Below are 25,001 nucleotides of genomic sequence, written 5' to 3' on the forward strand. Positions count from 1 at the left end.
CTACTCACTGCCACGTCGCCGCGCGCTCGATATCGTGCGGGATGTGGCTGTCCTGTTCTCGCACGTCGTCTAAGTACGCCCACAGGTCGTCGGCGAACGACGGGTGAGCGCAGTTCTCGATTATCACCTCTGCCCGCTCGACCGGCGAGAGGCCGCGGACGTCCGCGACGCCCTGTTCGGTGACGAAGACGTCGACGTCGTGTTCGGTGTGGTCGACGTGGAACGTCATCGGCACGACGCGGGAGATGTCGCCGCCCTTCAGGGAGGAGGGGAGCGCGCAGACGGTGACCAGCGAGTTGCGGTTGAAGTCCGCCGACCCGCCGACGCCGTTTATCATCCGCGTCCCGCCGACGTGCGTGGAGTTGACGTTGCCGTAGATGTCGAACTCGATGGCGCTGTTGACGCCGACGACGCCGAACTGGTCGATGAGCCCCGGATGGTTGGCGATGTCGGCCGGCCGGAGGACGATGTCCTCGGCGTAGCGCTCGACGTCGGCGAAGAGGCGCTCCTGGCCCGCCTCGGTGAGCGCCATCGACGTGGCGCTCGCGCACTTGAGTCGGCCGGCGTCGAGCATGTCGAACAGGCCGTCCTGGATGAGCTCGCCGAAGTAGACCACCTCGCGGTCGCCGAAGTCGAGTTCCTTCAGTTCGCCCATCAGCGCGTTCCCGAGCGAGCCGACGCCGAACTGGAGGTGGATCGCGTCGTCGAACACCGGCGACCGCTCCATCTCCCGGGCGAGGAACGACCCGAGGTTCGCCGCGATGGCGAGGTCGTCGTCGGTCGGGTCCCGGAAGGTGTACGTCGAGTCGGGGATGTCCGTCTCGACGACCCCGACCAGTTTCTCGGGGTCGAAACTGACGTGGTTCGTCCCGATCCGCTCGCCCGGCCCGGTGAGCGGTATCGGCTCTCGGTCCGGCGGCTTCCCCGGCCGGTAGATGTCGTGGAGCGCCTGCAGTTCGAGCGGTTGCGTGCGGTTCAGCTCGATCACGAGCTCGTCGGCCGCGTCGACGAACGCCGGAACCTGCCCGATGGAGGTCGAGGGGACGAACCAGTCTTCGCCGACCGCGATGGCCTCGACCACCGCGACGTCGGGGTCGACCAAGCCGCCGTACTGCACCTCGTCGCCGATGGACGAGGCGTTGCGGTCGCCGAACGCGATCTCGCGTCGGTTGGTCGCCGTTCGGGCGGCGCTGGAGAACTGATACGAGAAGCGCCGCGCGATGGCCCCCGACTCGACGAGGTCGACGTCGATCTCCTCGCCCACGTTGCCGCTGTGGACGACGGTGAGCGCGAGGTCGCGGTCGTCCTCGGCGAGCGCGAGCGGGACCGCCTTCGGATAGCCGACGCTCCCGAACCCGCTCGTGAGCACCGTCGCGTCGGCCGCAATGCCTGCCGCCGCCTCGGTCGCGTCGACGAGGGGGAGGTCGCCGTACAGTCGGCGTTCGACCGGCCCGTCGTCCGGCGGTTCGCGGGTCACGAGGACGCACCCCCGGCGGGCCGTCGAGGCGAGTCGTCCGTGCGAGCGATGCGACTGTCGCTGGTAGCGGTCCTGCCGCCACCGTCCGTGAAAGTGGGCATTGTCTGGGTACTTGACGGCGCAGCGTCGAGCGACGGACGGAGCTCTCGCTGTCGCTCGGCACCGGCCGTCGATGGTCGGTCGCTACTCGGATATTCGTATCTGAGATAATAAATCGTAGGGTACGCGTCGCCGAGGGGACGACAATCGGGACGCCCGACAACCACCTATATGTGGGAACGGACCGACGAGAGGAACATGGAGACCTACGAGGACGTCAGCTACGGCGTCACCGACGGGATCGCGACCATCACCATCGAGCGACCGGACGTCTACAACGCCTTCACGCGGAACACCGTGCTCGAACTCAACGACGCGGCGCGGACGGCCGAGGCCGACGAGGACGTCTACGCGGTCGTGCTGACGGGGGCCGGGAAGGGCTTCTGCTCGGGCGCGGACACGACGGAGATGCCCGACTGGGACGAGCAATCGCCCGAGGAGTACGGCGCGTTCCTCTGGCTCATCCAGCAGTTCGTCTGGAACATGCGGACGATGGCGACGCCCTCCATCGCCGCCGTCAACGGCCCGGCCATCGGTGCCGGCTGTGACTTCGCGCTGGCGTGTGACCTGCGCGTCGTCGGCGAGGAGGGCGTGATGCGCGAGGGGTTCGTCAACGTCGGCCTAGTCCCCGGCGACGGCGGCGCGTGGCTCCTGCCCCGCCTCGTCGGCGAGTCGAAGGCCCGGGAGTACCTGCTCACCGGCCGGGACATCACCCCCGAGGACGCCGTCGACATCGGCCTCGCCGTCGAGCGGGCCGACGACGCGCTCTCGGCCGCGGGCGACCTCGCGGCGGAGATCAGAGACAAGCCCGCGACGGCCGTCCAGCATACGAACCGGCTGGTCGACCCCCAGCAGAGCTTCGACGAGTACTGCCGGAAGGCCGCCGAGTACCAGTGGGACTGCGTCGTCGACGACGAGCACAAGGAGGCGGTGGCGGCGTTCAACGAGGGCCGCGAGCCGGCGTTCGATCGGTCCTACGAGTAGCGGCGACGCGGTCGGCTACCGCTCGGAGACGGCGGGAAGCCCGTCGTCTTTCAGCGCGCCGGCGATGGTGTTGAGCTGCATCTCGTCGGTGCCCGCGGCGATGCGCCTGCTCCGGGCGAACCGATAGAGGTGCTCCAGCGGATGACCCTGCTGGTAGGCCCGCGCGCCGACGATCTGGACGGCCTCGCTGACGACCTCCTCGGCGATCTGCGAGCAGTGGAGCTTCGCCGTCGAGGTCTGCAGCCGCGGCGGGGCCCGCTCGTGACCCTGTGCGCCCGCGGCGGACATGTAGACCAGCGAGGCGGCCGTCTCGACCTGTCGGTACATCTCGGCGAGCTTCCACTCGATGCCCTGGAACTCGTCGATGGGCTGGCCGAACTGCTCGCGCTCGCTCGCGTACTCCAGGGCCTGTTCCAGCGCCGCCTCGGCCCACGCGACCGTGAGGATCGAGCTCCCGAGGCGCTCCCAGTTGAGCGACACCAGCTGCTCCTTGAAGGCTTCCTTGCCGCGAGTGAGGACGTGGGTCTCCGGGATCACCACGTCGTCGATGGTGAAGTGCGTCTGCGCGTAGCCGGCCATGTTCGTGTACACCTTCTCTATCTCGACGCCGGGGTCGTCGTAGGGGATGACGACCGAGCCCAGCCCCTCCGGGAACCGGACCCACGTCACCGCGGCGTCGCCGAAGGGGACGCCGCCGACCCACGTCTTCTCGCCGTTGCAGACCAACTGGCCGTCCTCCTCGGTTACCTCCGTCGTCATCGACCCGACGTCCGAGCCGGCGTCGGGTTCCGACATGGCGATGGAGACGAAGCTCTCGCCCGCGGTCACGGCGGGGAGGAACTCCTCCTTGACCGTCTCGGACCCGAAGAGGTCGATGGCCCGCGGCGCGACGATGCTCTGCATGTAGGTGAACCAGCCGGTGTCGGGACAGACCCGACCGACCGCCTCCGTCAGGAGCATCGCCGTCACGTCCGAGAGTCCCTGCCCGCCGTACTCCTCGGAGATAGAGGGGCAGTACAGGTCCGCCTCCGCGAGTCGCTGAAGGTTCTCCCACGGGACGTCGCCGCCCCAGGTGTAGGCCTCCTCCTCGAACTCCGCGGCGACCGATTCCGCGCGCTCGGCGTAGTCGCGTTGCTCCGCTGTCAGGGTTCGCATCACGCTAACCTTTCGAATACCGCATCATAAATGGTCGGAATCGCCGGCCGAGTCACTCCGTGTACGACTCGATAGGCGGCGTGAACGTGTCCAGCAGTTCGGTGCGCTCGGCGACGCCGCGGACGCCGTGTCGGACGCCCGGACCGACGATGAACGAGTCCCCCGCCTCCAGGCGCTTCTCGCGGTCGCCGAACAGGTCGATCGCGCCGTCGACGACGTACACCGTCTGTTTCGTCTCCTCGTGTTCGTGTTCGGGGAAGACCGCGCCCGCCTCGACGGTGTAGTGGACCTGCATCGCCTTCTCGTCGAAACAGAGCACGCGCCGCTCGATGCCCTCGTAGGCCTGTTCGGTCTTGAACGGGTCGTCCCACGTCCCGATAGTGAGGTTCGCTGTCGGCTCCATGCGAGCGAGTGAGCGGCCAGCCACATAAGTCCGGAGCTATCTGTGCAGGTCTGTCTCCGGGGATCAGACCTTCGCAGCGAGCGTCTCGGCGATGTGTTCGCCGAAAGGGAGCGAGGACGTCAGGCCCGGCGAGACGGCGTTGAGGATGTGGACCGCGTTCTCGCGCTCGACGAACAACGGGTCTTTGACCAGTTCGCCGTCGTCGCTGACGAGTTGGGCGCGGATGCCGGCGTAGCTCTTCTCTAGGTCCTCCGAGCGGACCTCCGGGACCAGGCGCTGCGAGGCCTCGGTGAACCGCCGCTTGCGGTAGGACTTGTTCAGTTCCGCCCACGCCACCGACAGCATCGTCTTCGAGGCGAGGAGCTTCTGGAACCCCTCGTAGGTGAGCGTCTCCGCGAGGTCGGCGGGGTTCACGTCCGTGTTGTCGTAGGCCTCGCGGCCGAACGCCAGCACCGCGTTCGGCCCGACGATGACCTTCCCGTCGGTCCGGCGCGTGTAGTGGACGCCGAGGAACGGGAGCTGCGGGTCCGGCGTCGGGTAGATCATCGTCTGACAGAGGTCCGCTCGGTCGGGCGTTATCTCGTAGTACTCCCCGCGGAACGGGACGACCTGATACTGCTCGCCGACGCCCAGTTGATGGGCGAGCGTGTCGGCGTGGAGCCCCGCGGCGTTGACCAGATACGACGCCTCGACGTCGCTGTTGCTCGTCGCGATTCGGTAGCCCGCCGCCGTGTGTTCGATCTCCGAGACGGCGTGGCCGGTGTACAGCGAGGCGTTCTCCCGCTGTTGAATCTCGCGCGCGAGCGCGTAGACGTACTGCTGTGAGTCGACCGAGGCCGCTTCGGGCGCGTAGAGGGCTGCCTGACCGACGGCGTGGGGTTCGTGTTCGCGAATCGCCTCTTGGGAGCGCAGGATCTCGTACTCGACGCCGTTGGCCTCGGCCTGCTCCGCGAGCGTCTCCAAGTGGGCCTCCTCGCGGTCGGTCTTCGCCACGACGAGGACGCCCAGTTCCTCGCAGGGGACGCCGTGTTCGGCGCAGTACTCCTTCATTCGCCGCGTCCCCTCGGTGGCGAAGTCGGCCTTCTTCGACTCCGGGGGGTAGTTGAACCCGGGATGGAGGACGCCGGAGTTCCGGCCGCTCTGGTGTTGGGCCAAGTGGTGTTCCTTCTCCAGGATCGCTACGTCGAGGTCCGTCCGCTCGGTGAGGTGCTTCGTGACGGAGAGTCCGACACAGCCGCCGCCGACGACGGCGACATCGTGGCTCATCATTGCTGACTAGTGGCACGCTTTGGCGGGGCGTCGGTTATACATATCGCTTCGGGGAGCGTGGCGGACGAGTGACGGGAGCGACACACGCCTTCCTGCGACCGGCGGGAGAAACGGCCACGGGTATATGTGTGTAGGTGGCATCGTAGAGCTGGAAATCGATAAAAATAGTTCCTTCATTTACACACCTAATCTTCCAATATACTCCTATTTATATATTCTTCGCCCTTTCATCCGCATATCTTTCGCATATGACCATATACTGTTCGATTGGGCGATTAGACTGGGAGTGTATAGTCGCTATTTCGGCATATATCGATATCTTTTAGTCTATATCCCCTTATCTGTCGCCACTATCTCCACTATATGGACAAATGTCAGTCTTAGCGCCGTACTTTGGATTTACTTTCGGACCAATCTCGACAAGCGACGTCGCCCGAGTCAGGTGCCGCTCGTGGCCGCTTCGCCCGTCTCGCGTGCCAGTTCTCGGAGTCGGTCGAGTCGCGCGGTCGTCGGCGGATGGGTGGCGAAGGCGCGCCCGATCAGCCGACGGACCGGCGAGAAGATGCCGTCGCCCCTCTCGTCAGTCGACGGTTCGACGATGGCGAAGGCGGCGACAGAGTTGGTCCGGAAGTCCCGATTCGGGCGCTCGGCGATCGCTCCGTCGATGCGTTCGAGGGCGCTCGCCAGTGCCGCCGGGTCGCCCGTGATGGCGACCGCGCCCGCGTCGGCGCTGAACTCCCGCGTCCGGGAGAGCGACGCCGCGAGCAACTGCGCGGCGAGCCACACCGGCGCGACCAGTCCCAGACCGACCGTCAGGAGGCCGTCGGCGTAGTCGGCCTCGCTCGGTTCGCCGTGTTCGACGCCGGCGGTCGGCCCCGACAGCAGATTGAGGACTCGCTCGGCCGCGCCGACGGGCAGGGACACCGCGGTCAGCACCGCGGCGTCCCGATTGGCAACGTGGGCGAGTTCGTGGGCGAGGACCGCCTCGCGCTCCGCGTCAGAGAGCAGGTCGAGCAGGCCCTCGCTCATCACGAGGTTCGCGTTCGCGGGGCGAAAGCCGGTCGTCAGCGACAGCGGCGTGTCCGTCGGCGCGACGTACACCGCGGGGACCGGCACGTCGGCCTGCCGGGCGACCGCGCGGACCTCCGTCAGTAGGTCGGGGTGCGAGTGGTCGTCGATCCGACGGGCACCGACCGCCCTGACGGCGTGTCTCGGCGTGTCGCGCTCGCCCCAAACGACGGCGGCGAGGAGGGCGAGCGTCGCCGCCCCGCCGATCAACAGTACCAGTTCGAGCGTGAGCAGTTCGGCGTTCGGTGCCGCGATAGCGATCGCGCCGCCGAGCAACAGCGTCAGGACGGCACCGGTCGCCAGCGTCGCCGCGACGACGGCGGCAAGGAGGAGACACAGCGCCACGGCCATCCGTATCCGGAGGCCGCGAGCAGGAGACCAATCCATGTCCCGGTGTTCGGCCGAATACGGGATAAACCTCGGCCACGCTCGGGACGGTTTCGGCCACCGCGCGGCGACTCATACGGCTCAGGCCATGCTCCGAACCGGATCGCCGTCGGCGTAGAACTGGCCGTGGAAGCCGTAGGGAAGTCGATGGGGGAGCGGCGCGCGCGCCAGTTCCCCGAACGTCGCCGCGTCGAGCACCAGCAGGAACGAGCGGTCGGCCTCGGCGTCCAGTACCAGCGAGAGGACGACGCCCTCGTCGTCCGCCGTGGCGTCGGGCGCGCGGACGAACATCGGTTCGCCCGGGAACGCCCCGTCCTCCGTCCACGTCGCCGCCCCGCCGTCGGGGACCGACACCTTCGCCAGTCGCGTCGGCAGACTCGATTTGTCGGCCGTTTCGGCGACGTAGACGTGATCGTAGGGCTCGCCGAGGCGGCGCGGATAGTCGACGACGGGAAACTCCACGTGACCCTCTCGGAGCGTCTCGCCCGTCGCTCGGCTCCCGTCGAGCGGCAGGCGATACCGACGCAGATCCCCCTGTGGAACCGACGGCGAGGCGCGCCGGAGGTTCGAGAGCGTGAGGTCCGTCACCGCGCGCTCGTCGGGGTAGGCGACGAGGTCGACGACGAGTTCGTCGCCGTCGGGGAACGCGTTGGCGTGGTGGTAGACGAAGAAGGGGTCCACCCGCGGTCGGGCGACGACCGACCCCGTCTCGCGGTCCACGACGACGAACTCGCCGTCGCGGTCGAACCGCTCGAAGGCGTCGAGGAAGGTGCGGCCGGTGACCGCCCCGGCGAGCAGCGAGGGGAGGTCGAGGCCGAACGGCATCGCCGGGAGGACGGCGTACCGGTCGGTCAGCGCGAAGGAATGGACGTACGGGGCGTCGTCGAACGGCAGCCGAATCGTCGTCTCGACGCCGGCCCCGTCGCGGCGAAACAGCGTGAACGTCGTCTTCCGCCCGTAGCTCACGCCGAGGTTCACGAGCGCCTCCCGCCGGGGGTCGTAGTGCGGATGGCCGAGCGTCAGGTCGGCGTCGACGCCCGCGGTCAGGTCGATGCGTCCGGTCGTCTCCAGGGTCTCGGGATCGATGGTCAGCGCCACGGGCGACTCGGTGACGGCGGCGAGTTCCCCGCCGATACGGGCGACGCCGATAATCGGGTTGTCCGGAAACTCGCCGGTGAGCGCTTGCCAGAGCCGCCGCCAGACGGGTCGCTGTGCGGGCGTCCCGGGAAACGGCGTCCGGACTCTCCCGTACTCCCGCGCGAACTCGAAGTCCCGGCTCCGAACGAATCGGTTGGTGTAGGCGACCTCGCCGTCACGGATTCGAAATCCCCGGAGCATCGCGAGCGGGTCGAACCAGTGGCGGAGGGCCGTCTCGCCGACCTCGAACTGTCCCGGGCCGTTCTGAACGTACCGCCCCGAGAGCCACTCGGGGATCTCGCCCTCGACCGGCAGCGAGCGACCGGCGACCGTCTCCCGCTGTGTCTCGAACCCGCGTCGGTGCTGCGTGGGCACGTTCCCCCTTGGGTAGCCGCTCGTATGAGGGTTCGCCACGCCGGAAAACCACCGGCCCGTGGTGGGGTGTATTAGGGGTTGTAACACCTACCGGTGGGTAAGTATAGGGTGATCACCTTCGGAGTATCTGCCGGGGAGACCCCCTCCACGTCCGGTGGGCGCTGTCAGTGGTGTCCGTGGCGTGCCCACCTCGCTTCGGCCTTCCCTCCCACCGTCAGCCCAGGGTTGCACTCCTCCGGCTGACGGTTTCACGAGTAGAGCGCGGAGAGCGGTTGCGCTCGCTCCCGCCGACGTTCGTAGACCTCGCTCGCCCAGTCGCGCATCTCGTCGCTCTCGGACGACAGCATCGCCCTGACGTTGTTGTGCTCGTCGTAGGCCGCCAGACAGCAGCGCTCCTCGTCGACGACGAGTCCGAACGAGAGGGGTTCCTCGTGGACGTAGATGTCTATCTGGTCGCTCTCTAACCCCTCTTTCAGTTCCGCGGGATACTCCGCCTCCGAGCGTTCGAGGACCGCCTGGTCGATGACGAATTCGATTCTCGTCCCCGAGGCGAGCAGCTCCGCGCCCACCTCGTTGAACGGTTCGGCCACGATGGGCGAGATCGCTCGGACGTCCCCCTCGGCGTTACGGAACCACTCGGTGAACGCCATGACCGCCGCCAGCGGGTTCCCCTCGGCGCTGACGGTCAGTTCGCCTTCCGTCAAGGCCACCGGGGGTAAGTCGTCCGCGAGCGGGCCGAGGTGCGTCGCCAGCGGGCCGAACTCCCGCGCCTGTTCGGTCGCCGACAGCAGGGCGCGGTACTGCTCGCAGACGCGGCGGCCGGTCACCGTGGCTCGATACTTCCCGTCGTGCTTCCGGACCCACTGCCGCTCGCGGAACCCCGCGAGGATGCGCTGGATCGTCGTCCGCGAGGCGTCGACCGCCTCGCGGAGCTCGCAGGGCCGCGCCGGCGACTCACACAGCGTCGCGAGCACGCTACACCGCTGGGGAGACCCCGTGAGGAACTTGACGTCCTCGTACGCCACCTGGTCGGGTTGCATCGCTCTTGGCTGGCGTTTCTCGGCCACCATTGTTAGTGAACCGGTCTGCGGCGTCAGACGGGCGTCTGTCGGCCGACGGGCCGAACGACTACCGTCACCGCCGTCTCGCTCCGGTCAGTCGTCGTCGTCACGTCGAAAGCGATACCCAGAACGTGGGTCCGACCGGTCCGTTCTTGCACGACGACGCCGCGATCGGCGACGCAGGGACCGAACTGGCGGTTCGGACCGTCGGGACAGTTAGCGTCGCGCCACGCGGTGGCGGCGCTCGCGTTGTACGTGATCGACGTGACCGTCCCCTCGCTGACGCGGGCCTCGCGGAGCCGGTCGAGCGTCGGCCGCAAGTCGCCGCGGACGGCCATGACGGCGGCGTTCCGGCCGGGCCACGGATAATCGCCCGGCACGTCGGAACTGGCCGTCGCGGTGGCGCGCTCTACGACCCGAACCGTCTCGGCCGTCGGGTCGTCGTAGTCGGCGGTCGCGCGCACGTCGTCGTGATAGCCGAGCTGGAGGTACGCGAGGACGATGGGCGCGAGCGCCACCGCGACCAGCGTCGCGGCGACGAGGACGAGTTGGCCTCGCTCGCTCACGCGTACCACACCTCGATTCTGACGGGCCCGGCACCCGTCGGCACCGTCGCCGTCCCCGTCGTTCGCCCTCGCGGAAGCGGCGTGCCGGCGGTGCCGTGAGGCGTCCGGACGTGAAAGAGAACGTTGGCCGGGAGGATGCGGTCGATACGGCGCTCCAGAGACGCCCGTTCCCGAGCGAACGCGGCGTCGCTCGCCACGATCTCCCGCAGTCGGCTCGCCCCCTCGTGACGCGGCGGTTCGTTCGCCAGTATCGTCGCCGTGTCCTCGGCGTAGGCGTCAAGTTGCGGAGCCTGCGTCTCGGGAGCCGGCGTCCCGAGCGCGAACCCGAGCGCCACGCCGAGTATCAGCGTCGCGCCGAGTGCCACCTCGACGAGCGACAGCGGCAGTTGCGCTCTATCCATCGACAGTCACCACCAGCGTCGCCTTCGTCGCCTGCGGCGCGTCGTACGTGACGGTGACGTCGCCGTCCGACAGCGCACCGACCGTCTCGAAGCGGAGTCGCGTCGGTTCGTACGGCACCAGTTCGACCGCGAACGTCCCCCGCAGACCGCTGTCGTTGTGCAGGAGGACGCGGTCTCCGGCCCGAACCGTCCGGACGGTCGCTCCGCCGGTGGGAGCGATAGTCACCGTCGCGCCGTCGGTGCGACGCGGCAGCGTCACCGTCGATCCGTCCGGCGAGAGCGTCTCGCGGCCCGACCGCTCGACGAGGACGAGTCGGCGGATGGTCGTCCCACCGACGGGGTCACCGCTGCGAGCGAGCGACTCGCCCGCGAGCTCGACGCTGACGGCGTACTCCCTCGCCGGGGGAACTGCCGCGCGGAGCGCCGCTTCGTCGAACGCCGCCACGCGGGAGCGGTTCAGGACGTTCGCGCGGTCGGCGAGCGGCCCGTCGGCGTCGACCAGCAGCGCGGCGGTCGCCGCCGCGGTCCGGCGCTCGTCGGGCGTCCGGTCGGCCCCGGCGATGGCCGCGTCGGCCATCCCCAGTCCCAGCGCCGTCACGACCGTCAGGAGGACGAGGGCCACGGCGACCGCGGGCAGCGTCGACTGCGCGCGGACGGTCGTCTTCAGTCCCTTCGACGGCGTTTTCATCGTCCGTCCTCCAGCCGAACCGTCACGTTCTCGCCGTCGCCGGTGACGGTGACGACGGTCCCGCCGCCGCTCTGCCACTCCCCGCTCAGCGTCGCGACTCGACTCGGTAGGACAGGACGGCTTCGGGCGCTTACTCCCGGGTCGGGGTGGGCTAAGACGAGCGCGTCGCCGTCGACCCGGATCTCGTAGCCGCTGCCGTCGATGGTCGCGGGCAGATCGACTCTGACCGTCGCGGTGGCGTCCCGACCCGCGGGCGGGACCGCCTGTTCGACGCGAGCGGTCGCCTCCGCGAGGGTTCGTTCGGCGAGTTCCGCGCCGACCGCCTCCTGATACGCCGGAACGGCACCGCCGTACAGCGTGGTCGTCAGGAGCGTGATGTACAGCGAGACGATGCCGAGCGTGAGCAACTTCTCGACGACCGTGCTGAGCCCGCGGTTATCCACCGGCCACCTCCACGCGCATCGCGTGAACGACGAGATGCATCGTCTGCTGGCCGTCCACCGAGACCACGACGCTCGGGACGCCATCGCCGTCGAGGTCGGTAACGGCCGTCCGGCCACCGATGCCGCGGAAGTGTCGCCCCAGCGGTCCGGGCGTCGCCGTCTCGATGGCGACCCGGTAGTTCGCGGTCGGAAGCCGCGTGTGGGCGTGCGTAACGTTCGTCCGGAGGCGAGCGGTCACGCCGCCGCTCCCGCTCACCGTCGCGCCGCTCTCGTTCACCGCGGCGGCCCCCACGACGAACGTGCTGTCGTCCCGCGTCACCGTCACCGGTGGCTCCCGAACGAGCCACGAATTTCCGGGCCGGCCGCGGACGACAGCGCCGCCCACGAAGGTCACTCGGGCCGACTCCGACGTGTAGACGAGGCCGCCGATGTCGATCTCGCGGTCGACGCCGGTCGGCGTGAGAATCCGCAACTGGCGCTCGACGGTCGTCAGCCGCCCGTCGCCGAACCGTACCTGCACCCGGTTCGGCCCGGTCTGTTCGGTCGGCCGTAGACCCTCGTCGAAAGCCCCCGCGACGCGCGCCTCGTCTGCCGCCGCCGTCTGGCCGTCGACGACGCTCCCGACCACCGCGGTCAGGCCGCCGAGCGCCACCGTCGTCAGCCCCAACAGCAGGACGACGCCGACGACGTGAGACTGTCCCCGACTTCGTCCCCCTCTGGCGCTCACAGCAGTCCGACCCCCGCGAAGACGACGTAGGCGAACAGCGCCAGCCCGCTGGAGTGAAACAGCGCCTCGTAGACGCCCCGACTGGCGGTCCCCGCGAACCAGCCGCAGGCGAGCATCGTCGCCTGCGTGACGACGTAGAACCGGTAGCGATCGCGTTCGGGGTCGATGACCGACGGGTCGAAGGCGATGCTCTGCGCGCTCGTGACCGTCGACAGCTGTGCGAACTCCGCTAAGACGTAGACGTTGACCGCGACGGTGATGCCGACGACCAGCAGGGCGGTCGTCCAGCCGATGGCGACGTAGACTAACAGTGCGGACCGAAGCGATTTCCGTTGGTGATACAATCTGCCTATCTCGGTCTGTAACGTCTCGAAAACGTCCTCCGCGTCACTTCCCGCGTCGAGCGCGCCGACGACGAGACCGATGGTCTGTTCGGCCATCGGGGTGCCGACCCGCTCGACGAACTGGTCTAAGGCGGCGGCGCGGCCGTCCTCGGTCGCGTCGCTGGGACTGTCCGACAGCGAGAGCGTGAACGCGAGCGACTCGACGTCCTCGGCGAGCGCGCCCAACTGCACGTCGTCGGCGACGCGGCGGACCGCCGCGGGAAAGGGTCGTCCGAGCGCGACGTGTCCGGCGACGGCGTGGACGAAGTCCTGTATCTCGCGGTCTTTCGCGTCGTCGCGGCGGGCGCGCCGGACCGCGACGAGGCCGACCGGCAGGCCGACGCCGACGTACGAGAGTAAGAGGACGTTCACCGGCCGGTATCCCAGCGCCCAGAGCGCGACGGCGAGCGCGCCGCCGGCGGGGAGACAGACGGTGAGCGCGCTGGCGGGGTTCGAGGGGACCGTCCGCGCGGTCGCCAGCACGCCGCTCGGCCGAGCGTAGGTCGGGGCGGCGGTGTTTCGCGGTCGCAACGCCGCGACGACGAACGCGGCGAGCAGCCCCGTCGTGAGGACGAACGCCGCGCTGCCGTAGACGATTCCGGCCCGAACCGACACCGCTCCGAGCGGCGTCGGGACCGGTTTCGAGAGCCCCGGCGCGAGGACGCCCATCACGGTGACGATGAGCACCACGAGCGCGGGGACGACCAGCAGGACGACGAACAGCTCCGAGAGGAGTTCGAGATAGCCCGTCGCCCGCTCCTGCTGGCGGCTCTGTTCGTGTGAGAGGAGCCGCCCTTCCATCTCCAGATACCCCTCCAGCGCGTCGGCGCTCTGGTTGGCGTGCTCGCGGAACTTCAGGAGGAAGGGACCGAGTAAGTCCCGCGAGGGCGTCTCGCTCGCCACGCGTTCGAGCCCGGCGTCGATACTTCCGGTGAGCGTCCCGCGGTTGAGCGCGCGGCGGAACGCGACGGCCGTCTCGCCGTAGGCCTCCTGCTCGGCGACGGCCCGGAGCAGTTCGCGTCGGTCGTGCGTGCCCGACGCCAGCACTCGGAGGTAGCGCACCGCGCCGGGCAGCGTCGCGGCGATGTCGGCCCGCCGCGCGGCGGCGACCCACGAGAGGTATCGAGTACCCAGCGCGAACGCCGCCCGACGAGCGCCGAGTCCGACCAGCAACGAGAGACCGATCGCGAGAACCAGTCGGGGAACGCGCGGGAGCGCCAGTCGGTTCAGGATCGGGAGCGCCTGACTCGCGACCGCGACGATCCGGTCGAACGTTCCGGCGGGGAGGGCGAGCGCCAGCGTCCCGGCGCTCAAACTGGCGACCGCGAGAGCGATCCACGCCAGCCCGTAGATGCGGGCGACGTAGACGCCGAACCCGGTGTCGGGGTGGGCCGCCCGGTAGCGTTCTCGCGTCGCGGTGTGCCGGTCGTCGTCGGCGTGGTGAGCGAACAGCGCGTACAGCCCCCGGTCGAGCAGACCGAGCGCGTGGCCGTCAGTCGTCACCGGCCTCGACCTCCAGGTGCAACGGGTCTCGATCGCCCGATTTCCGGCGCAGGCGCTCGACGGTCGCGGCTTCGTTGGTCTCCAGGTCAGCGAGCACGCCGAACAGCTCCTCGAAGTCCGTGATTCCCTCGCGGACGAGGTACTGGACGTAGCGATGACGGCGATGGAATGCCTCCTCGACGGCCTCGACCGATTCGTCCCGCAGCGTCCCGAGGCGGTCGAACACCTCGGTCTCGACGCGGCGGCGGTCGTCGCCGAGCTGTTCGTGCCCGTAGGCGAACTCGAACCTCCCGCCCGGACCGCGCCGGCAGAGCGTGTTGTAGTGAATCCTCGCGCCGTCTTTCTCGATCGTGCCACAGCCCTCGCGGTCGAGCGGCTCGTCGACGAACTCCACGACGGAGCCGACGTATCGCTTTCCGCCGACGTGACGGGGGAAGACGACGAGGTCGATCTCCTCGAAGAGGTAGGTCGGCACGCCCTTCTCGATGATGCGGTTGACGAGCGTCTCGACGTCGGCGGCGTGGGTCGTCCCGAGGACGCCGTGGCCGGTGTTCAGCGTCTCCGCGAACGTCTGGAAAGACGCGGGCGTGTTTATCTCGGCGATGACCTCGACGTCGGGGTTGAGGTAGTTACACTGAGTCATCAGGTCGGCCATCGTCACGCGCCGGTGCTCGCGCTCGTGCTCTCTCGTCGTCAGCGACACGCCGGTCTCGTGGGGGATCCGTACCTCGCGGGATCCCTCGTCCATGCTGATTGGGCGGTCCCGATACGGGATGAACGGCATGTGCGCGTTCAGCAGCGTCGTCTTGCCCGCGCCGGTCGGTCCCGAGAAGAGGACGACGCCGTGTGACTCGTAGAAGAGCCACAGCAGGGCGACGAGTTCCGTCGGCAGCGAGCCGCGTTCGACGAGGTCGATCGGCGTCATCGCGTCGGCCGACTGCTTCCGGATGGAGATGTGCGGACCGTCCTCGCTGATGGTCGGCAGCGCCACCGCACAGCGAATCGTCTCCTCCGTGTCGTGGAGGCTCTCGCCGTCGGGGTCGATGTTGACCTTCGCGCTCGGGTTCGACGCGTTGAGTTCCGTGCCGTCGTCGGCCGCGAGCTGGGTGACGACGTTGACGAAGGCGCTCTCGGAGTCGAACGAGAGGTTCGTCGGCACGCGGCCGTCGTGGCCGAGGTCGGCTCGCGGAAGCACCTTCACGCGCTCGCCGACCCGGTTCGCCTCGACGTCTTCGAGCGTGTGGTCCCGAATCGGCACCGTGAGTTTGCCGTGCCCGACGAGATCGCGCAGCACGTAGTACAGCAGGTCGTCGAGTCGGTCGTCGGCGAAGCGGCGGTCGACCGGCGGGACCGCGAGGTCCAGTTCCGCGAGCGCGGAGCGCAGGCGATACCGGACGGCGTCGAGCCACTCGGTCGTGTTTCTGACCGTCAATTGGCGGGCCAGTATCGCGGTCGCGCGCTCCCGGACGAACGCGACGCGGTCCTCGACGAGCCCCTCGACGCTCGTCTCCCAGATCCGCTCCTTGCAGGCCTCGATGAGGTCCTCGTCGCCGGGAAGTAGGTCGGGCTCGCGGACGGCGTACTTCGTCGTGAACGGGTCCGAGCCGAGCAGGTGTTCGCGGTAGACGACGACCGGCACGTCGAACTCGTGAAAGCGGACGGCGTGGCGCTCGACGCGTTCGCTGGCGAAGCGGTCGATGTACTCGGGATCGGCCGCCAAGTCGGTCTCCGCGGGCGCGTAGGCGTCGGTGTGGACGACGATCCCGTCGTCGGTCACGTCGGCCACGTCGATGCGGTCGTCCAGCGCGTAGGGCGTCAACTCGCCGAGGCACGCGAGCGAACACAACGCGTGGTAGGCGACGCGGCGACGGGCCGCGGGCGAGCAGTCGACGAGCCGGTCGATGACGCGGCGGTGTTTCGGATCGAATCCCCGTTCCATCCGCTCGATGGCCCCCTCTCGCGTTCGCGGGCGTTCGATGTTCGCGCCCTCGAAGTACGCCTCGACGGCCGAGAGCGTCTCGGCCTCCGCCTCGCCGAGGAGCGGCCCGCGCACCTCGTAGCGAAAGCCGTCGGTCCGTCGGACGGTGACGACGACGCCCGGATAGATCTCGTCCTGCTCGCGCACGTCCGGCGCGTACCACGCCGCCGAATCGTCCGGCGGAATCGGTGCCGGCACGCTCTGTACCCCCCGCTGTGTCCCCCCACAGCCGTTCATCGTCCCTATTTGGTATCCCTATTGTATTTAAAATTTACATACTGTCGCGATACGTAACGCCGAGGACCCACCGAGGAGTATCGGTAGTATCCCGCTCTCGTCTTCGCCGCCCTCACCCGAGCAGCGGCCAAACGAGCGCCCAGACCCAGAGCGCGAGTCCGACGGTGTGATAGCGGTGGCGCGGAATCGGTTCCGTCGCCCAGCGGGTGCCGCCGGCGGCGAGCAGGCCGAGCCCCACCAGGAGGACCGCCCGCTGGACCAGCGCCCCGTAGGGGATGACGGTCAGGCCGAGGTACGAGTAATCGAGCATGATACCCGTCCCGAACCCGAGGATGGCGACGGTGAACCCGTCGGTCGCGGTGAGGTGGCGGCCGAACAGGACCGCGACGGCGGGCAGGCCGACGGCGAGGAGCGCGTAGAACGGCGCGCCGACGACCTTCGGCGACGTGAACGGGAACGCCTGTTCGGCGGCGATCCCGCCGACGCGGACGAGCAGCGGGATGAGCGCCGTCGAGGCGAACAGCGCGACGTGGTTCAGCGACAGCGGGCTCTCCCGGAGCCGTCTGACGTACTCGCGGCTCTCCGCGGCGTACTCGCGGCCCTCCTCGACGACGGACTCGACGTAGCCGGCGAACGCCAGCCCGACGAGCGAGAACGCGAGACCGTACGCCGCCACTCGCGGTGCCGTATGGGTGTGCTCGGATTGGGTCTGTGAGTCCGCTCGCGTAGACCGAGCCCGTGAGTCCGCCGACGGCGTCTCGGAGCGATCGGCGTCGTACTGCGGTCCCCTGGTGACGCGGTCTTCGAGTTCGATGACGGTGACCCAACCGTCGGCGTCGATCGCGCCGCCGTTCGCCCACCGCTCGCGGCTCAGTTCGGTGACGAGCCCGATGCCGCGGAAGTCGCGTTCGAGGTAGTGCTGGGAGCGCGAGAGGCTGTTGACGTCGTGGCGGAGGCGGAACCAGTCCCAGTGTTCGTGGTGGGCCTGGATGGCCGTCCAGGGCCGGTCTCTCGACCCGCCGGCGTAGAGTCGGAGGTGGTGGCGCGACCCGAAGTACGTCCCGTGGTGGAGCTGATAGGTCGCGTCGCGCCACTGGCTCGACCGGTTCGACATCGTGAACGTGTACCGCTCGGAGCCGGTGGATTCGGCCCAGTAGACGCCGGTCTCGTTTATCGTCACGTTGGCCTGCGCGGTTCGGCTCGGCTGCCAGGTCTTCTCGGTCGTGTTCCAGTAGAGCCGCTGGCCGCCCCCCGGCGTGGTCGAAAGCAACTGGTAGGTCGTCGTCGCGTCGGTCATGACGACGGCGTTGATAGGCAGCGTCGCCCGCTCGAACGTCCGGCCGCGGCTCGTGTAGGGCCACAGTCGCACGCCGTCGTCGGCGGGCTGGACGAAGCGGACGTCTTTGACCGTCTTCCGCTCGTCCGGGCTCCGCTCTACGAGCGGCGAGAACGGCGCGAACAGCGTCACCACCAGTATGAGAGCGACCAGAAGTAGCGCCGGGAGAGCCCGTTCGTTGCCCCACATAGACCGAGTAGTACGGACGGTGGGAGATTAAAATATCCCAATTACTCAGCGGGACGGGCCGTTAATTTCGAGGGATATTCACGTGTGTTGAGTGAACGCATACCATAACTAACGCTGGACGAGACGTGAACCGGCAACGACTGCTTTCAGGCGTGAGGTGAGATCGGTCACGCGCGTGTCGCGGTCAGTATCAGTACGCAGCGAAAACAGGCCCGCCGGCGTCGGCTCCCATCGACGGCCGGCGAGCTGCCCTCCTCCACGAGGCGGTGGACGGTTGCACAGCGGGTTACAGGTCGGAGCGCAGTCGAATCTCGTCGTCGGTGACTTCCTCTACTGCCTCTTCCTGCAGCGGATAGCCCTCCTCTTCGTCGACGTCGTCCCAGCCGAGGGACGTCTTCAGTTTCGTCGTTATCCCGGGGTCGGGCTCTACGTAGGCCGTCCCGTATCTGTAGCCGCTGACGATGCCGATATCGTCGCCGTCCGCGGCGACGACATCCTTCCCGACGTCGTCGTCGTCGATCTGAGTGGTTGACATCGCGACTAGCCGTAGCTGCCTCTGGAATATGCGTATGCTGCTTGCATACGCAGATCTCCCACCACAGCCGCCGCGAGAGCGACTCGCAGCGGATTCAGAGGAGGAGCGCGAGGTTGTGGGCCGTCACCCAGAGACCGACGACCGTCAAGAGGAGGGGCGGACCGTAGAACGACCACGGGTCGTTCTCGGCCTTGCCGGCCCAGAGGCTGATGCCGATGCCGGCGTAGAGGACGAGCAGTTTCAGCGCGAGGAAGCCGCCGCCGCCGAACGCGGCGATCGCGGCTCTGACGACCGGGTTCGCTTCGGTCAGGTGGGGAACGAAGTAGATTATCGCGATGGTGGTCACGACGTCGCCGACGCCGTAACTGGCCGTGGCGAACACCCAAGCCCAGGAGAACGAGCGCTCGCTGAACAGCGACGCCTCGAAGTGGAGCCACGCGGGTTGTCGTGCCGTTCCCATCGATCGGAGGTGCGACCACGACCGTCTAAAATCCACCCGTCGAAATATCGAATGTGATTTTTAGAGAGACAAGCCGGCGTCGAACCCGCTCTCGAAGTCGACGGCCGCGGCGACCGAGAAGTTCCCGGCCGGCGACCGCGCGGCTCCCGAAGGCCGGCGGCGGTGGTCAGTACGCGAACCGAGAGCTGAGAGGGGAAACAACTCTACACGTCGTCCAGTTCGAAGCCGTCGAAGCGGCGGACGGCGTAGACGTACCCGCCGACGGCGAACCCGACGACGACCAGGAGGTAGACGGTCCCCAGACCGCCGGTCAGGAGGCCGACGCCGTCGACGGCCGCGATCGAGGCGAGGACGAGCCCGCCGCCGGCCATCACCGTCCCCCCGAGGAGGTAGCCGAAGAGGACGATGAGAGAGGGGTGGGCGCGCTCGACGTTCATGTACTCGCGGCGCTCGAACGCCGGGAGCGCGGCCCCGAAGCCGAGCGCCGTCCCCGCGGCGGCGACGACGAGGAAGACGCTCAGCGCGGCCCGCGCGAGCGAGCCGACGACGCCGTTCAGGTACGCGTCGAAGGCGAAGCCGAGGGCGACGAAGACGAGACCGATGGCCGCGCCGGCGACGGCGCGGCCGCGGAGCGGGATCGCCGTCGAGCGGGCGCTCGTCAGCAGGAGCGGCAACTGGTCACGCTCGTCGCCCAGCGGGTTCAGCCCGTACGTCGCGCCGGCCAACAGGACGCCGAGGACTTCCAGCGCGCCGGGACCGATGAGCATCGCCGCGTCCGGGCTGGCGAAGACGCTGGCGAGCATGCTCATCCCGCCGAACAGCAGGGGAAAGAGATGGCCCATCATCGACGGGTTCCGGCGGGCGCGCAGCAGGTAGCGCCACGCCAGCCGCGTCGAGGGCGTGCGGTCGAACGGCGTCGGCACCGTGGCGTCCGAACTCACGGTCGCGCCGCGCGCTCCGTCGTCGGTGACGAGCAGCCGCTGTTCGGTTCGGACGGTGACGACCGCCGCGACGGCCCCCGTGGCGGCGACCGCCGCGAAGACGAGCAGGCCCGTCGCCGTCACCGCGCCGCCGACGGGCGCGAGGACGAGCGCGCCGTAGGCCTGTGCGGGCGCACCGGGGAGGAGTGCCGTCTGAGGCATCGCCGTCTCGGGGTTCTCGATCAGCGATCGGGTCGCCAGTTGCGTCCCGACGAAGAGGAGCGCGATGATCAGGAGTCCGAGGACGGCCTTCGCCCAGCCGCCGATTCCGAGCCGCCGGCCGACGAGTTTCCCGCCCGACCCGACGGCGCGACCGGCGATCGCGCCGGCGAGCGCCACCGGGAGCAGGCCGACGAGGAAGAGCGTCGGCGCGAGGACCCCGCCGGCGCCGACGAACAGCTCGACGAGCACCACGAACAGCGGGACGACGACGAACAGACTGCCGACCAGGAACGCGCCGCCGACGCGACCGGCGACGACGGCTCGCGGCGTCGTCGACGTGCGGACCAGCGGCCCGACGCGGCCGACGCTCCCCTGGTTCATCGCGCTCGCGACGCCGAGGTAGACGCCGCCGGCGAGGACGCCCAGCACGGCGATTCCCACCTGTCCGACGGGCGGACTCCCGCCGGCGAGCGCCCGGCCGAAGGACGTGACCGCGCCGTAGCCCATCGTGGCGGCCGCGAAGCAGAGCGCGAGGACGCCGACGAGCGTGGCGAGCAGTTGCCGGGCGTCGGCTCGGATGGCGCGGAGGCGCGTCCGCAGTTCCGTCCGGGCGATGGCGCTCGTGGCGTGGCGTTCCCGGGCGCTCATCGCCCTGGCTCCGGGTGCTCGCTCGTCAGTTCGAGGAACGCGTCTTCGAGGTCGCCGTCGCCGGCCTCGTCCTCGCGCTGGGCGACGAGTTCCGAGGGCGGCCCCTCGGCGACGAGTCGCCCGTCGTGGAGGACGCCGACCACGTCGGCGATCTCCTCGACGACCGGGAGGATGTGCGTCGAGAGGAAGACGGTCGTTCCCTCGGCGCGCAGTTCCGTGATGAGTTCCCGAAGGGTCTTCGCCGCCCGCGGGTCCAGCCCGCTCGTCGGCTCGTCTAAGAAGGCCACGTCGGGGTCGTGCTGGACCGCCTGCACGAACGCCAGTTTCTGGCGCATCCCCTTCGAGTAGCCGTCGACGCGCTTGTCGAGGTCGGAAGACAGGCCCAATCGGTCCACCAACGGGAGCGCGCGCTCGGAGACGCTGTCCCACGACAGCGAGCGGACGTCGGCGGCGAAGGCCAGCTGCTCGCGGCCGCTCAGCTCGTCGTACAGCGGCGGCTCCTCGGGCAGGAGACCGATGTGTGAGACCAGCTCGGCGCGGTCGCGGCAGTCCACGCCGGCGACGCGGGCCTCGCCGGAGGAGGGCTCGACGAGCCCGGTCAGCATCCGCATGGTCGTCGTCTTCCCGGCCCCGTTCGGGCCGAGGAAGCCGTAGACGACGCCGCGGTCGACGGCGAGGTCGACGCCGCCGACGGCGGTGGTCGAACCGTACGATTTCGAGAGGTCGCTGACTGATATCGCGGGGGAGGGCGCAGTCATCGTCTCCCCGTTGAACGGCGGTCTCCGAAGTAGTGTTGGTTTCGGCGGGTCGACGGCGGAACTGGTTTTTTGTCCGTGTCCAGTGTGAATCCGTTTCGGCCGAGCGATAGCGGTCAACCGCCCCGCGGTCGATACCCCTATCCGGCCCAGCGACCGAGGTAGTGTATGCGAGCGACACCCCTCCACGTCGCCGTCGCCGGTGGGACCGCGCGATGAGCCGTTCGCGGACGGTCATCGTCGCCGTCATCCTGAGCACGTTCTTCGTCGGGTTCGGCGGGGGCGTCGTCTTCCCCATCCTGCCGAACCTCGGGGCGGTGCTCGGCATCTCGCCGTTCCTCGTCGGCCTCATCCTGAGCGCGAACCGCATCACGCGCATCGTCGCCAACGCGCCGGCGGGGTCGCTCATCGACCGCGCGGGCACCCGGACGCCGTTCGTCGTCGGCCTGTTCATCGAGGGAGTGGCGACGATGGGCTACGTCGTCGCGATCAACGCGCCGCTGCCGGAGGCGTGGTTCCTCCTCGCGCGCGTGCTGTGGGGCATCGGGAGCGCGCTGGTCTTCGCGACGGCCTACACCATCGCCGCCGACGTGAGCGACGCCGACTCCCGCGGGCAGAACATGGGCGTCGTCCGCGGCGGGATCACGCTCGGCTTCCCGGTGGGCCTGGTGCTCGGCGGCGTCGTCAGCGAGGCCTACAGCGTCACCGCCGCCTTCGCCGTCGCGGCGGCGTTCGCCCTGCTGGCGAGCGGCATCGCCTACCGACTGGTGCCCGAGACCCACGTCGACGGCACCGACCGCGGCGTCTCGCCCCTGGAGATCGACACGAGCAAGCCCGCGCTGACCGTCGGCCTCGTCAACTTCGGGCTCTACTTCGCGTACCTCGGCGCGCTGTTCTCGACGCTCGTCCTCGTCATCGAGGCGCGCGACCTCGCCACGCTGGGCTACGGCGCACAGGGGATGTCCGGCGGCCTGATGGCCGTGACCGTCGTCGCCGCCTCGGGGCTGATGCTCGGCGGCGGGAAGTTGAGCGACGGGGAGGGCCGCCGCGTGCCGGTGCTGCTCGGCTTCCTCGTCGTCTCGTTCTGCGGCTTCCTCCTGTTGACCGTCGCCGGCACGCTCCCGGCGTTCGTCGCGGCCTGCGTCCTCATCGGGGCCGGACAGGGCGGCTCCAGCGGCCCCCTCGTGGCCCTGCTGGCGGACCTCACGCCCAACGACCGCATGGGCCGGGCCACCGCGACGAACAACGTCCTGGGCGACTTCGGCGGCGCGCTCGGACCGATGGTCTCGCTCCCGCTCGTCGAGTCGATGGGTTTCACCGCGGTGTACGCCGCCTGCGCCGTGATCCCGCTGCTCGCCGCGGCGTTCCTCGTGACCAGCATCTACCTCGATCACCGCTCGCTCACGCCCACCGCCGAGACCCCGGGCGAGTGACGCCGACACACCGCCCCTACCGACGGGGTTTTGCCCCGACCGATTCGAGAAGCGAGTAACGGATGCCGCCGACCGACGAGCGACCGACCGCTCCCTCGCTCTTACTCTACTTCGACGCGAGCGTGCTGTACGGCCCTGACAACGGGACGCCGACCTCGGCGGCGGTCGGGTTCCTCGTCAAGGACGGAACGACGACGATACTCGAACGGTCGATGCACGTCGACGCCTTCGTCTCCAGCGCGCATCTGGAGTACCGAGCGCTGCTCGAGGCCGTTCGGGCCGTCGAGGAGCTCTCGACCACGGTGGCGTCGCTGCACGTCCACGGGGACGCTGACGCGGTGCTTCGCGCCGTGGACCCACGGCACCACGCGATGCCGGACGACGCCGTCGCTCGCCGGCGGGTGGCGTCCATTCACGAGTGCGTCGCGGACATTCCGGTTGTGACCTACCGAGCCGTCAAGCGAGGCGAAAACGAGCGTGCGCACGAACTGGCGCGGGCCGGGCACGACGAACCCAGATAGCGGGTCGGTTTCTCCCTACCGCCGGTCGGTAGCGGCCCGCACCGCCGCCGCCACGTCCAGTACGCCGGACCCGACGGCGTCGCGCCGCTGGCCGCTCACGTCGCTCGCGCTGTTCTCGAGGACGGACTCGATCTGGTTGGCGCTGAGGTCCGGGTTGGCGGTCGCCACCAGCGCGGCCGCGCCGGTCACCTGCGGCGCGGCCATCGAGGTGCCCGCGAAGTACGAGTAGGCCGCGCCGTAGACGTCCGGCGGCGTCGTCGAGAGGACGAGGTTCGTCGGGAAGGGCCACTCGGTGTCCGTAGCGAGCGTCTTCTCCAGCGTCTCGTAGCCGCCGCCGGGCGCGCCCAGCGTGACCTCGTTGGCCCCGTAGTTCGAGTAGAAGGCGAGCTCGTCGTTGGGACCGGTCGCGGAGACGCTGGTCGCGCCGGGGACGCTGTTGGGCGTCGTGAACACTCCGCCCCTGTTGAGTTCCGTACCGCTGTTGCCGGCGCTGACGACGACAAGGCTGTCCGAGGAGACGGCGTCCTGAATCACCTGTCGGTAGGCACCCCTGAACCCTTCGCGGTTGAGTTGCGGGGGGAGCGGCGGCGTCCCGATGGAGAGGTTCATCGCGTCGACACCCACCTCGTTCGCGGCGAAGTCGATGGCCGCGAGGATGTCGGCCGTCGTCGTCGAAGTGACGACCAGTTCCTCGGTCCGCTCGCCGCCTTCGCCCTCGAAGGTGACCTCCTGTCGCTCCCAGTAGAAGACGCGGTGGGGGGCGACCGTCGCGTCGGGCGCGGTCCCGGCGATGCCGGTGAAGCCGTCGCTGACTTCCTCGCCGACCGAGGCGGCGGCGATGCCGGCGACGTGCGAGCCGTGACCGTCCACGTCGTCGGAGGGGTGGCGGTCGTCGGTCACCGCGAAGGCGTCGGGGTCGTAGCCGACCACCGTCCCCTCGGCGTTCGTCACTTCGTCGGCGGCCGTCAGCGGGTCTTCGGGGAGGCGTACGTCGGTGCCACTCTCCGTAAAGACGCCGTCGTCGGGGTCCGTCCCGGCGACCCGTCGGAACAGCGCGCCGGGGACGAGGTTCGGCGCGAGGTCGGGGTGGTCGAGGTCCGACCCGGTGTCGACGACCGCGATCGTCGCGCCCTCGCCGGTCGTCACGTCGTGGGCCGCGGCGGCGTGGGTCGTCTGTTTGTCCCACTGCATTGGATACAGCGACTCGGCCCGAGTCTCGGCCGCGTCCTCGGGAAGCGAGGCGGACCGAGTCGGGCGTTCGAGGCGGAGTCGAACGTCCCGCGTGGCGCTCCGTACGCCGTCGACGCTCGACGGGTCGTCACCGCCGGCAGCGAGGAGGACGCGCCCGCCGGCGAGTTCGCGCGTGACGGTGAACCCCGCCTTTTCGAGCCGCCGCCGCACTCCCCTCCCGCGTGCCGATACGATGTACCGATCCGTCGATTCCGCGGCGACCAACTGCGGACTCACCGCCGCGCCGCCCAGTAGCGCGCCGGCTCCTTTGAGAACGCTACGCCTGTCGAACCCCTTGCCAGCGTCTGACATGGCAACGTCCCCAAGGGAGAGCGCCGGGATAAAACATCATGATTAATACGCAAGTAATCGGCCTGCGGGTGGTAGCCGTCGCTGTGCGGCGCGGGCCGG

The 25,001-nt window shown here is 69.2% G+C and carries 23 protein-coding genes; 3 read left to right on the forward strand and 20 right to left on the reverse strand.

What is annotated here, in order from left to right; all coding sequences use genetic code 11:
* Window positions 1-4: 4 nt before the first annotated feature.
* A complete protein-coding gene (locus GO488_RS06500; protein ID WP_206674379.1) occupies window positions 5-1,477 on the reverse strand; it encodes an acetyl-CoA hydrolase/transferase C-terminal domain-containing protein in 1,473 nt (490 codons plus the stop codon).
* A 297-nt stretch (window positions 1,478-1,774) separates the two neighbouring features.
* Between GO488_RS06500 and GO488_RS06505 the strand changes: the two genes are divergently transcribed.
* Window positions 1,775-2,560, forward strand: a complete 786-nt coding sequence (locus GO488_RS06505; RefSeq protein WP_162316970.1) for an enoyl-CoA hydratase/isomerase family protein — start codon at window positions 1,775-1,777, stop codon at window positions 2,558-2,560.
* Between the two features lie 15 nt (window positions 2,561-2,575).
* On the opposite strand, the gene GO488_RS06510 is transcribed toward GO488_RS06505, so the two are convergent.
* From GO488_RS06510 to GO488_RS06595, 18 genes are all read right to left on the reverse strand, one after another.
* Window positions 2,576-3,715: an acyl-CoA dehydrogenase family protein gene (locus tag GO488_RS06510; protein WP_162316971.1), complete on the reverse strand. Its 1,140-nt coding sequence runs from the start codon at window positions 3,713-3,715 to the stop codon at window positions 2,576-2,578.
* A 52-nt stretch (window positions 3,716-3,767) separates the two neighbouring features.
* On the reverse strand, window positions 3,768-4,118 hold the full coding sequence (locus tag GO488_RS06515) for a cupin domain-containing protein (protein ID WP_162316972.1): 351 nt from the start codon (window positions 4,116-4,118) through the stop codon (window positions 3,768-3,770).
* Window positions 4,119-4,181: 63 nt separating this feature from the next.
* Window positions 4,182-5,387: an L-2-hydroxyglutarate oxidase gene (gene lhgO, locus GO488_RS06520; protein ID WP_162316973.1), complete on the reverse strand. Its 1,206-nt coding sequence runs from the start codon at window positions 5,385-5,387 to the stop codon at window positions 4,182-4,184.
* A gap of 438 nt (window positions 5,388-5,825) precedes the next feature.
* On the reverse strand, window positions 5,826-6,842 hold the full coding sequence (locus tag GO488_RS06525) for a M48 family metallopeptidase (protein WP_162316974.1): 1,017 nt from the start codon (window positions 6,840-6,842) through the stop codon (window positions 5,826-5,828).
* A gap of 81 nt (window positions 6,843-6,923) precedes the next feature.
* Entirely contained in the window at window positions 6,924-8,354 is a 1,431-nt protein-coding gene (locus GO488_RS06530; protein WP_162316975.1) for a carotenoid oxygenase family protein, read from the reverse strand.
* Window positions 8,355-8,602: 248 nt separating this feature from the next.
* Window positions 8,603-9,394 (reverse strand): helix-turn-helix transcriptional regulator, encoded by a 792-nt coding sequence (locus tag GO488_RS06535; protein ID WP_162316976.1) that lies wholly within the window; start codon window positions 9,392-9,394, stop codon window positions 8,603-8,605.
* A 53-nt stretch (window positions 9,395-9,447) separates the two neighbouring features.
* Window positions 9,448-9,981, reverse strand: a complete 534-nt coding sequence (locus GO488_RS06540) for a DUF7261 family protein (protein ID WP_162316977.1) — start codon at window positions 9,979-9,981, stop codon at window positions 9,448-9,450.
* On the reverse strand, window positions 9,978-10,382 hold the full coding sequence (locus GO488_RS06545; RefSeq protein WP_162316978.1) for a DUF7262 family protein: 405 nt from the start codon (window positions 10,380-10,382) through the stop codon (window positions 9,978-9,980). Before GO488_RS06545 ends, GO488_RS06540 begins: the two co-directional genes overlap by 4 nt.
* Window positions 10,375-11,070: a DUF7263 family protein gene (locus tag GO488_RS06550; RefSeq protein ID WP_162316979.1), complete on the reverse strand. Its 696-nt coding sequence runs from the start codon at window positions 11,068-11,070 to the stop codon at window positions 10,375-10,377. Before GO488_RS06550 ends, GO488_RS06545 begins: the two co-directional genes overlap by 8 nt.
* On the reverse strand, window positions 11,067-11,513 hold the full coding sequence (locus GO488_RS06555) for a DUF7266 family protein (protein ID WP_162316980.1): 447 nt from the start codon (window positions 11,511-11,513) through the stop codon (window positions 11,067-11,069). The genes GO488_RS06550 and GO488_RS06555 overlap by 4 nt, the downstream gene beginning before the upstream one ends.
* A complete protein-coding gene (locus GO488_RS06560; protein ID WP_162316981.1) occupies window positions 11,506-12,240 on the reverse strand; it encodes a DUF7289 family protein in 735 nt (244 codons plus the stop codon). The genes GO488_RS06555 and GO488_RS06560 overlap by 8 nt, the downstream gene beginning before the upstream one ends.
* Complete coding sequence (locus tag GO488_RS06565; protein WP_162316982.1) at window positions 12,237-14,126, reverse strand: type II secretion system F family protein; 1,890 nt, start codon at window positions 14,124-14,126, stop codon at window positions 12,237-12,239. The genes GO488_RS06560 and GO488_RS06565 overlap by 4 nt, the downstream gene beginning before the upstream one ends.
* Window positions 14,116-16,341 carry a type II/IV secretion system ATPase subunit gene (locus GO488_RS06570; protein ID WP_162316983.1) on the reverse strand — a complete coding sequence of 742 codons (2,226 nt, stop codon included), beginning with the start codon at window positions 16,339-16,341 and terminating at the stop codon, window positions 14,116-14,118. Before GO488_RS06570 ends, GO488_RS06565 begins: the two co-directional genes overlap by 11 nt.
* Before the next feature lie 112 nt (window positions 16,342-16,453).
* On the reverse strand, window positions 16,454-17,866 hold the full coding sequence (locus GO488_RS06575) for a hypothetical protein (RefSeq protein WP_162316984.1): 1,413 nt from the start codon (window positions 17,864-17,866) through the stop codon (window positions 16,454-16,456).
* A 286-nt stretch (window positions 17,867-18,152) separates the two neighbouring features.
* Entirely contained in the window at window positions 18,153-18,401 is a 249-nt protein-coding gene (locus GO488_RS06580; RefSeq protein WP_162316985.1) for a PRC-barrel domain containing protein, read from the reverse strand.
* 94 nt (window positions 18,402-18,495) lie between these two features.
* Window positions 18,496-18,861 (reverse strand): DUF5658 family protein, encoded by a 366-nt coding sequence (locus tag GO488_RS06585; protein WP_162316986.1) that lies wholly within the window; start codon window positions 18,859-18,861, stop codon window positions 18,496-18,498.
* Window positions 18,862-19,064: 203 nt separating this feature from the next.
* Window positions 19,065-20,651, reverse strand: a complete 1,587-nt coding sequence (locus GO488_RS06590; protein ID WP_162316987.1) for a hypothetical protein — start codon at window positions 20,649-20,651, stop codon at window positions 19,065-19,067.
* A complete protein-coding gene (locus GO488_RS06595) occupies window positions 20,648-21,409 on the reverse strand; it encodes an ABC transporter ATP-binding protein (protein WP_162316988.1) in 762 nt (253 codons plus the stop codon). Before GO488_RS06595 ends, GO488_RS06590 begins: the two co-directional genes overlap by 4 nt.
* A gap of 212 nt (window positions 21,410-21,621) precedes the next feature.
* On the opposite strand from GO488_RS06595, the gene GO488_RS06600 reads away from it, so the two are divergent.
* Complete coding sequence (locus tag GO488_RS06600; protein WP_162316989.1) at window positions 21,622-22,839, forward strand: MFS transporter; 1,218 nt, start codon at window positions 21,622-21,624, stop codon at window positions 22,837-22,839.
* A gap of 62 nt (window positions 22,840-22,901) precedes the next feature.
* The gene (locus tag GO488_RS06605) at window positions 22,902-23,360 is read left to right on the forward strand and encodes a ribonuclease H family protein (RefSeq protein WP_162316990.1); all 459 of its coding nucleotides are present in this window, start codon (window positions 22,902-22,904) and stop codon (window positions 23,358-23,360) included.
* Window positions 23,361-23,375: 15 nt separating this feature from the next.
* Here the strand turns inward: GO488_RS06605 and GO488_RS06610 are convergent, their stop codons facing one another.
* Window positions 23,376-24,902: a S8 family serine peptidase gene (locus GO488_RS06610; protein WP_162316991.1), complete on the reverse strand. Its 1,527-nt coding sequence runs from the start codon at window positions 24,900-24,902 to the stop codon at window positions 23,376-23,378.
* Between the last annotated feature and the right edge of the window lie 99 nt (window positions 24,903-25,001).

Origin of the sequence: Haloarcula limicola (genome assembly GCF_010119205.1) — an archaeon.
Classification (GTDB): Archaea; Halobacteriota; Halobacteria; order Halobacteriales; family Haloarculaceae; genus Haloarcula; species Haloarcula limicola.

Excerpts from the sequence above, each read along its gene's own strand:
- GO488_RS06585 (WP_162316986.1), bottom strand. The coding sequence starts at position 18,861 with ATGGGAACGGCACGACAACCCGCGTGGCTCCACTTCGAGGCGTCGCTG.
- GO488_RS06610 (WP_162316991.1), bottom strand. The coding sequence starts at position 24,902 with ATGTCAGACGCTGGCAAGGGGTTCGACAGGCGTAGCGTTCTCAAAGGA.
- GO488_RS06510 (WP_162316971.1), bottom strand. The coding sequence starts at position 3,715 with ATGCGAACCCTGACAGCGGAGCAACGCGACTACGCCGAGCGCGCGGAA.
- lhgO (WP_162316973.1), bottom strand. The coding sequence starts at position 5,387 with ATGATGAGCCACGATGTCGCCGTCGTCGGCGGCGGCTGTGTCGGACTC.
- GO488_RS06570 (WP_162316983.1), bottom strand. The coding sequence starts at position 16,341 with ATGAACGGCTGTGGGGGGACACAGCGGGGGGTACAGAGCGTGCCGGCA.
- GO488_RS06605 (WP_162316990.1), top strand. The coding sequence starts at position 22,902 with ATGCCGCCGACCGACGAGCGACCGACCGCTCCCTCGCTCTTACTCTAC.
- GO488_RS06595 (WP_162316988.1), bottom strand. The coding sequence starts at position 21,409 with ATGACTGCGCCCTCCCCCGCGATATCAGTCAGCGACCTCTCGAAATCG.
- GO488_RS06580 (WP_162316985.1), bottom strand. The coding sequence starts at position 18,401 with ATGTCAACCACTCAGATCGACGACGACGACGTCGGGAAGGATGTCGTC.
- GO488_RS06505 (WP_162316970.1), top strand. The coding sequence starts at position 1,775 with ATGGAGACCTACGAGGACGTCAGCTACGGCGTCACCGACGGGATCGCG.
- GO488_RS06545 (WP_162316978.1), bottom strand. The coding sequence starts at position 10,382 with ATGGATAGAGCGCAACTGCCGCTGTCGCTCGTCGAGGTGGCACTCGGC.
- GO488_RS06535 (WP_162316976.1), bottom strand. The coding sequence starts at position 9,394 with ATGCAACCCGACCAGGTGGCGTACGAGGACGTCAAGTTCCTCACGGGG.
- GO488_RS06590 (WP_162316987.1), bottom strand. The coding sequence starts at position 20,651 with ATGAGCGCCCGGGAACGCCACGCCACGAGCGCCATCGCCCGGACGGAA.
- GO488_RS06600 (WP_162316989.1), top strand. The coding sequence starts at position 21,622 with ATGAGCCGTTCGCGGACGGTCATCGTCGCCGTCATCCTGAGCACGTTC.
- GO488_RS06515 (WP_162316972.1), bottom strand. The coding sequence starts at position 4,118 with ATGGAGCCGACAGCGAACCTCACTATCGGGACGTGGGACGACCCGTTC.
- GO488_RS06550 (WP_162316979.1), bottom strand. The coding sequence starts at position 11,070 with ATGAAAACGCCGTCGAAGGGACTGAAGACGACCGTCCGCGCGCAGTCG.
- GO488_RS06575 (WP_162316984.1), bottom strand. The coding sequence starts at position 17,866 with ATGTGGGGCAACGAACGGGCTCTCCCGGCGCTACTTCTGGTCGCTCTC.
- GO488_RS06525 (WP_162316974.1), bottom strand. The coding sequence starts at position 6,842 with ATGGATTGGTCTCCTGCTCGCGGCCTCCGGATACGGATGGCCGTGGCG.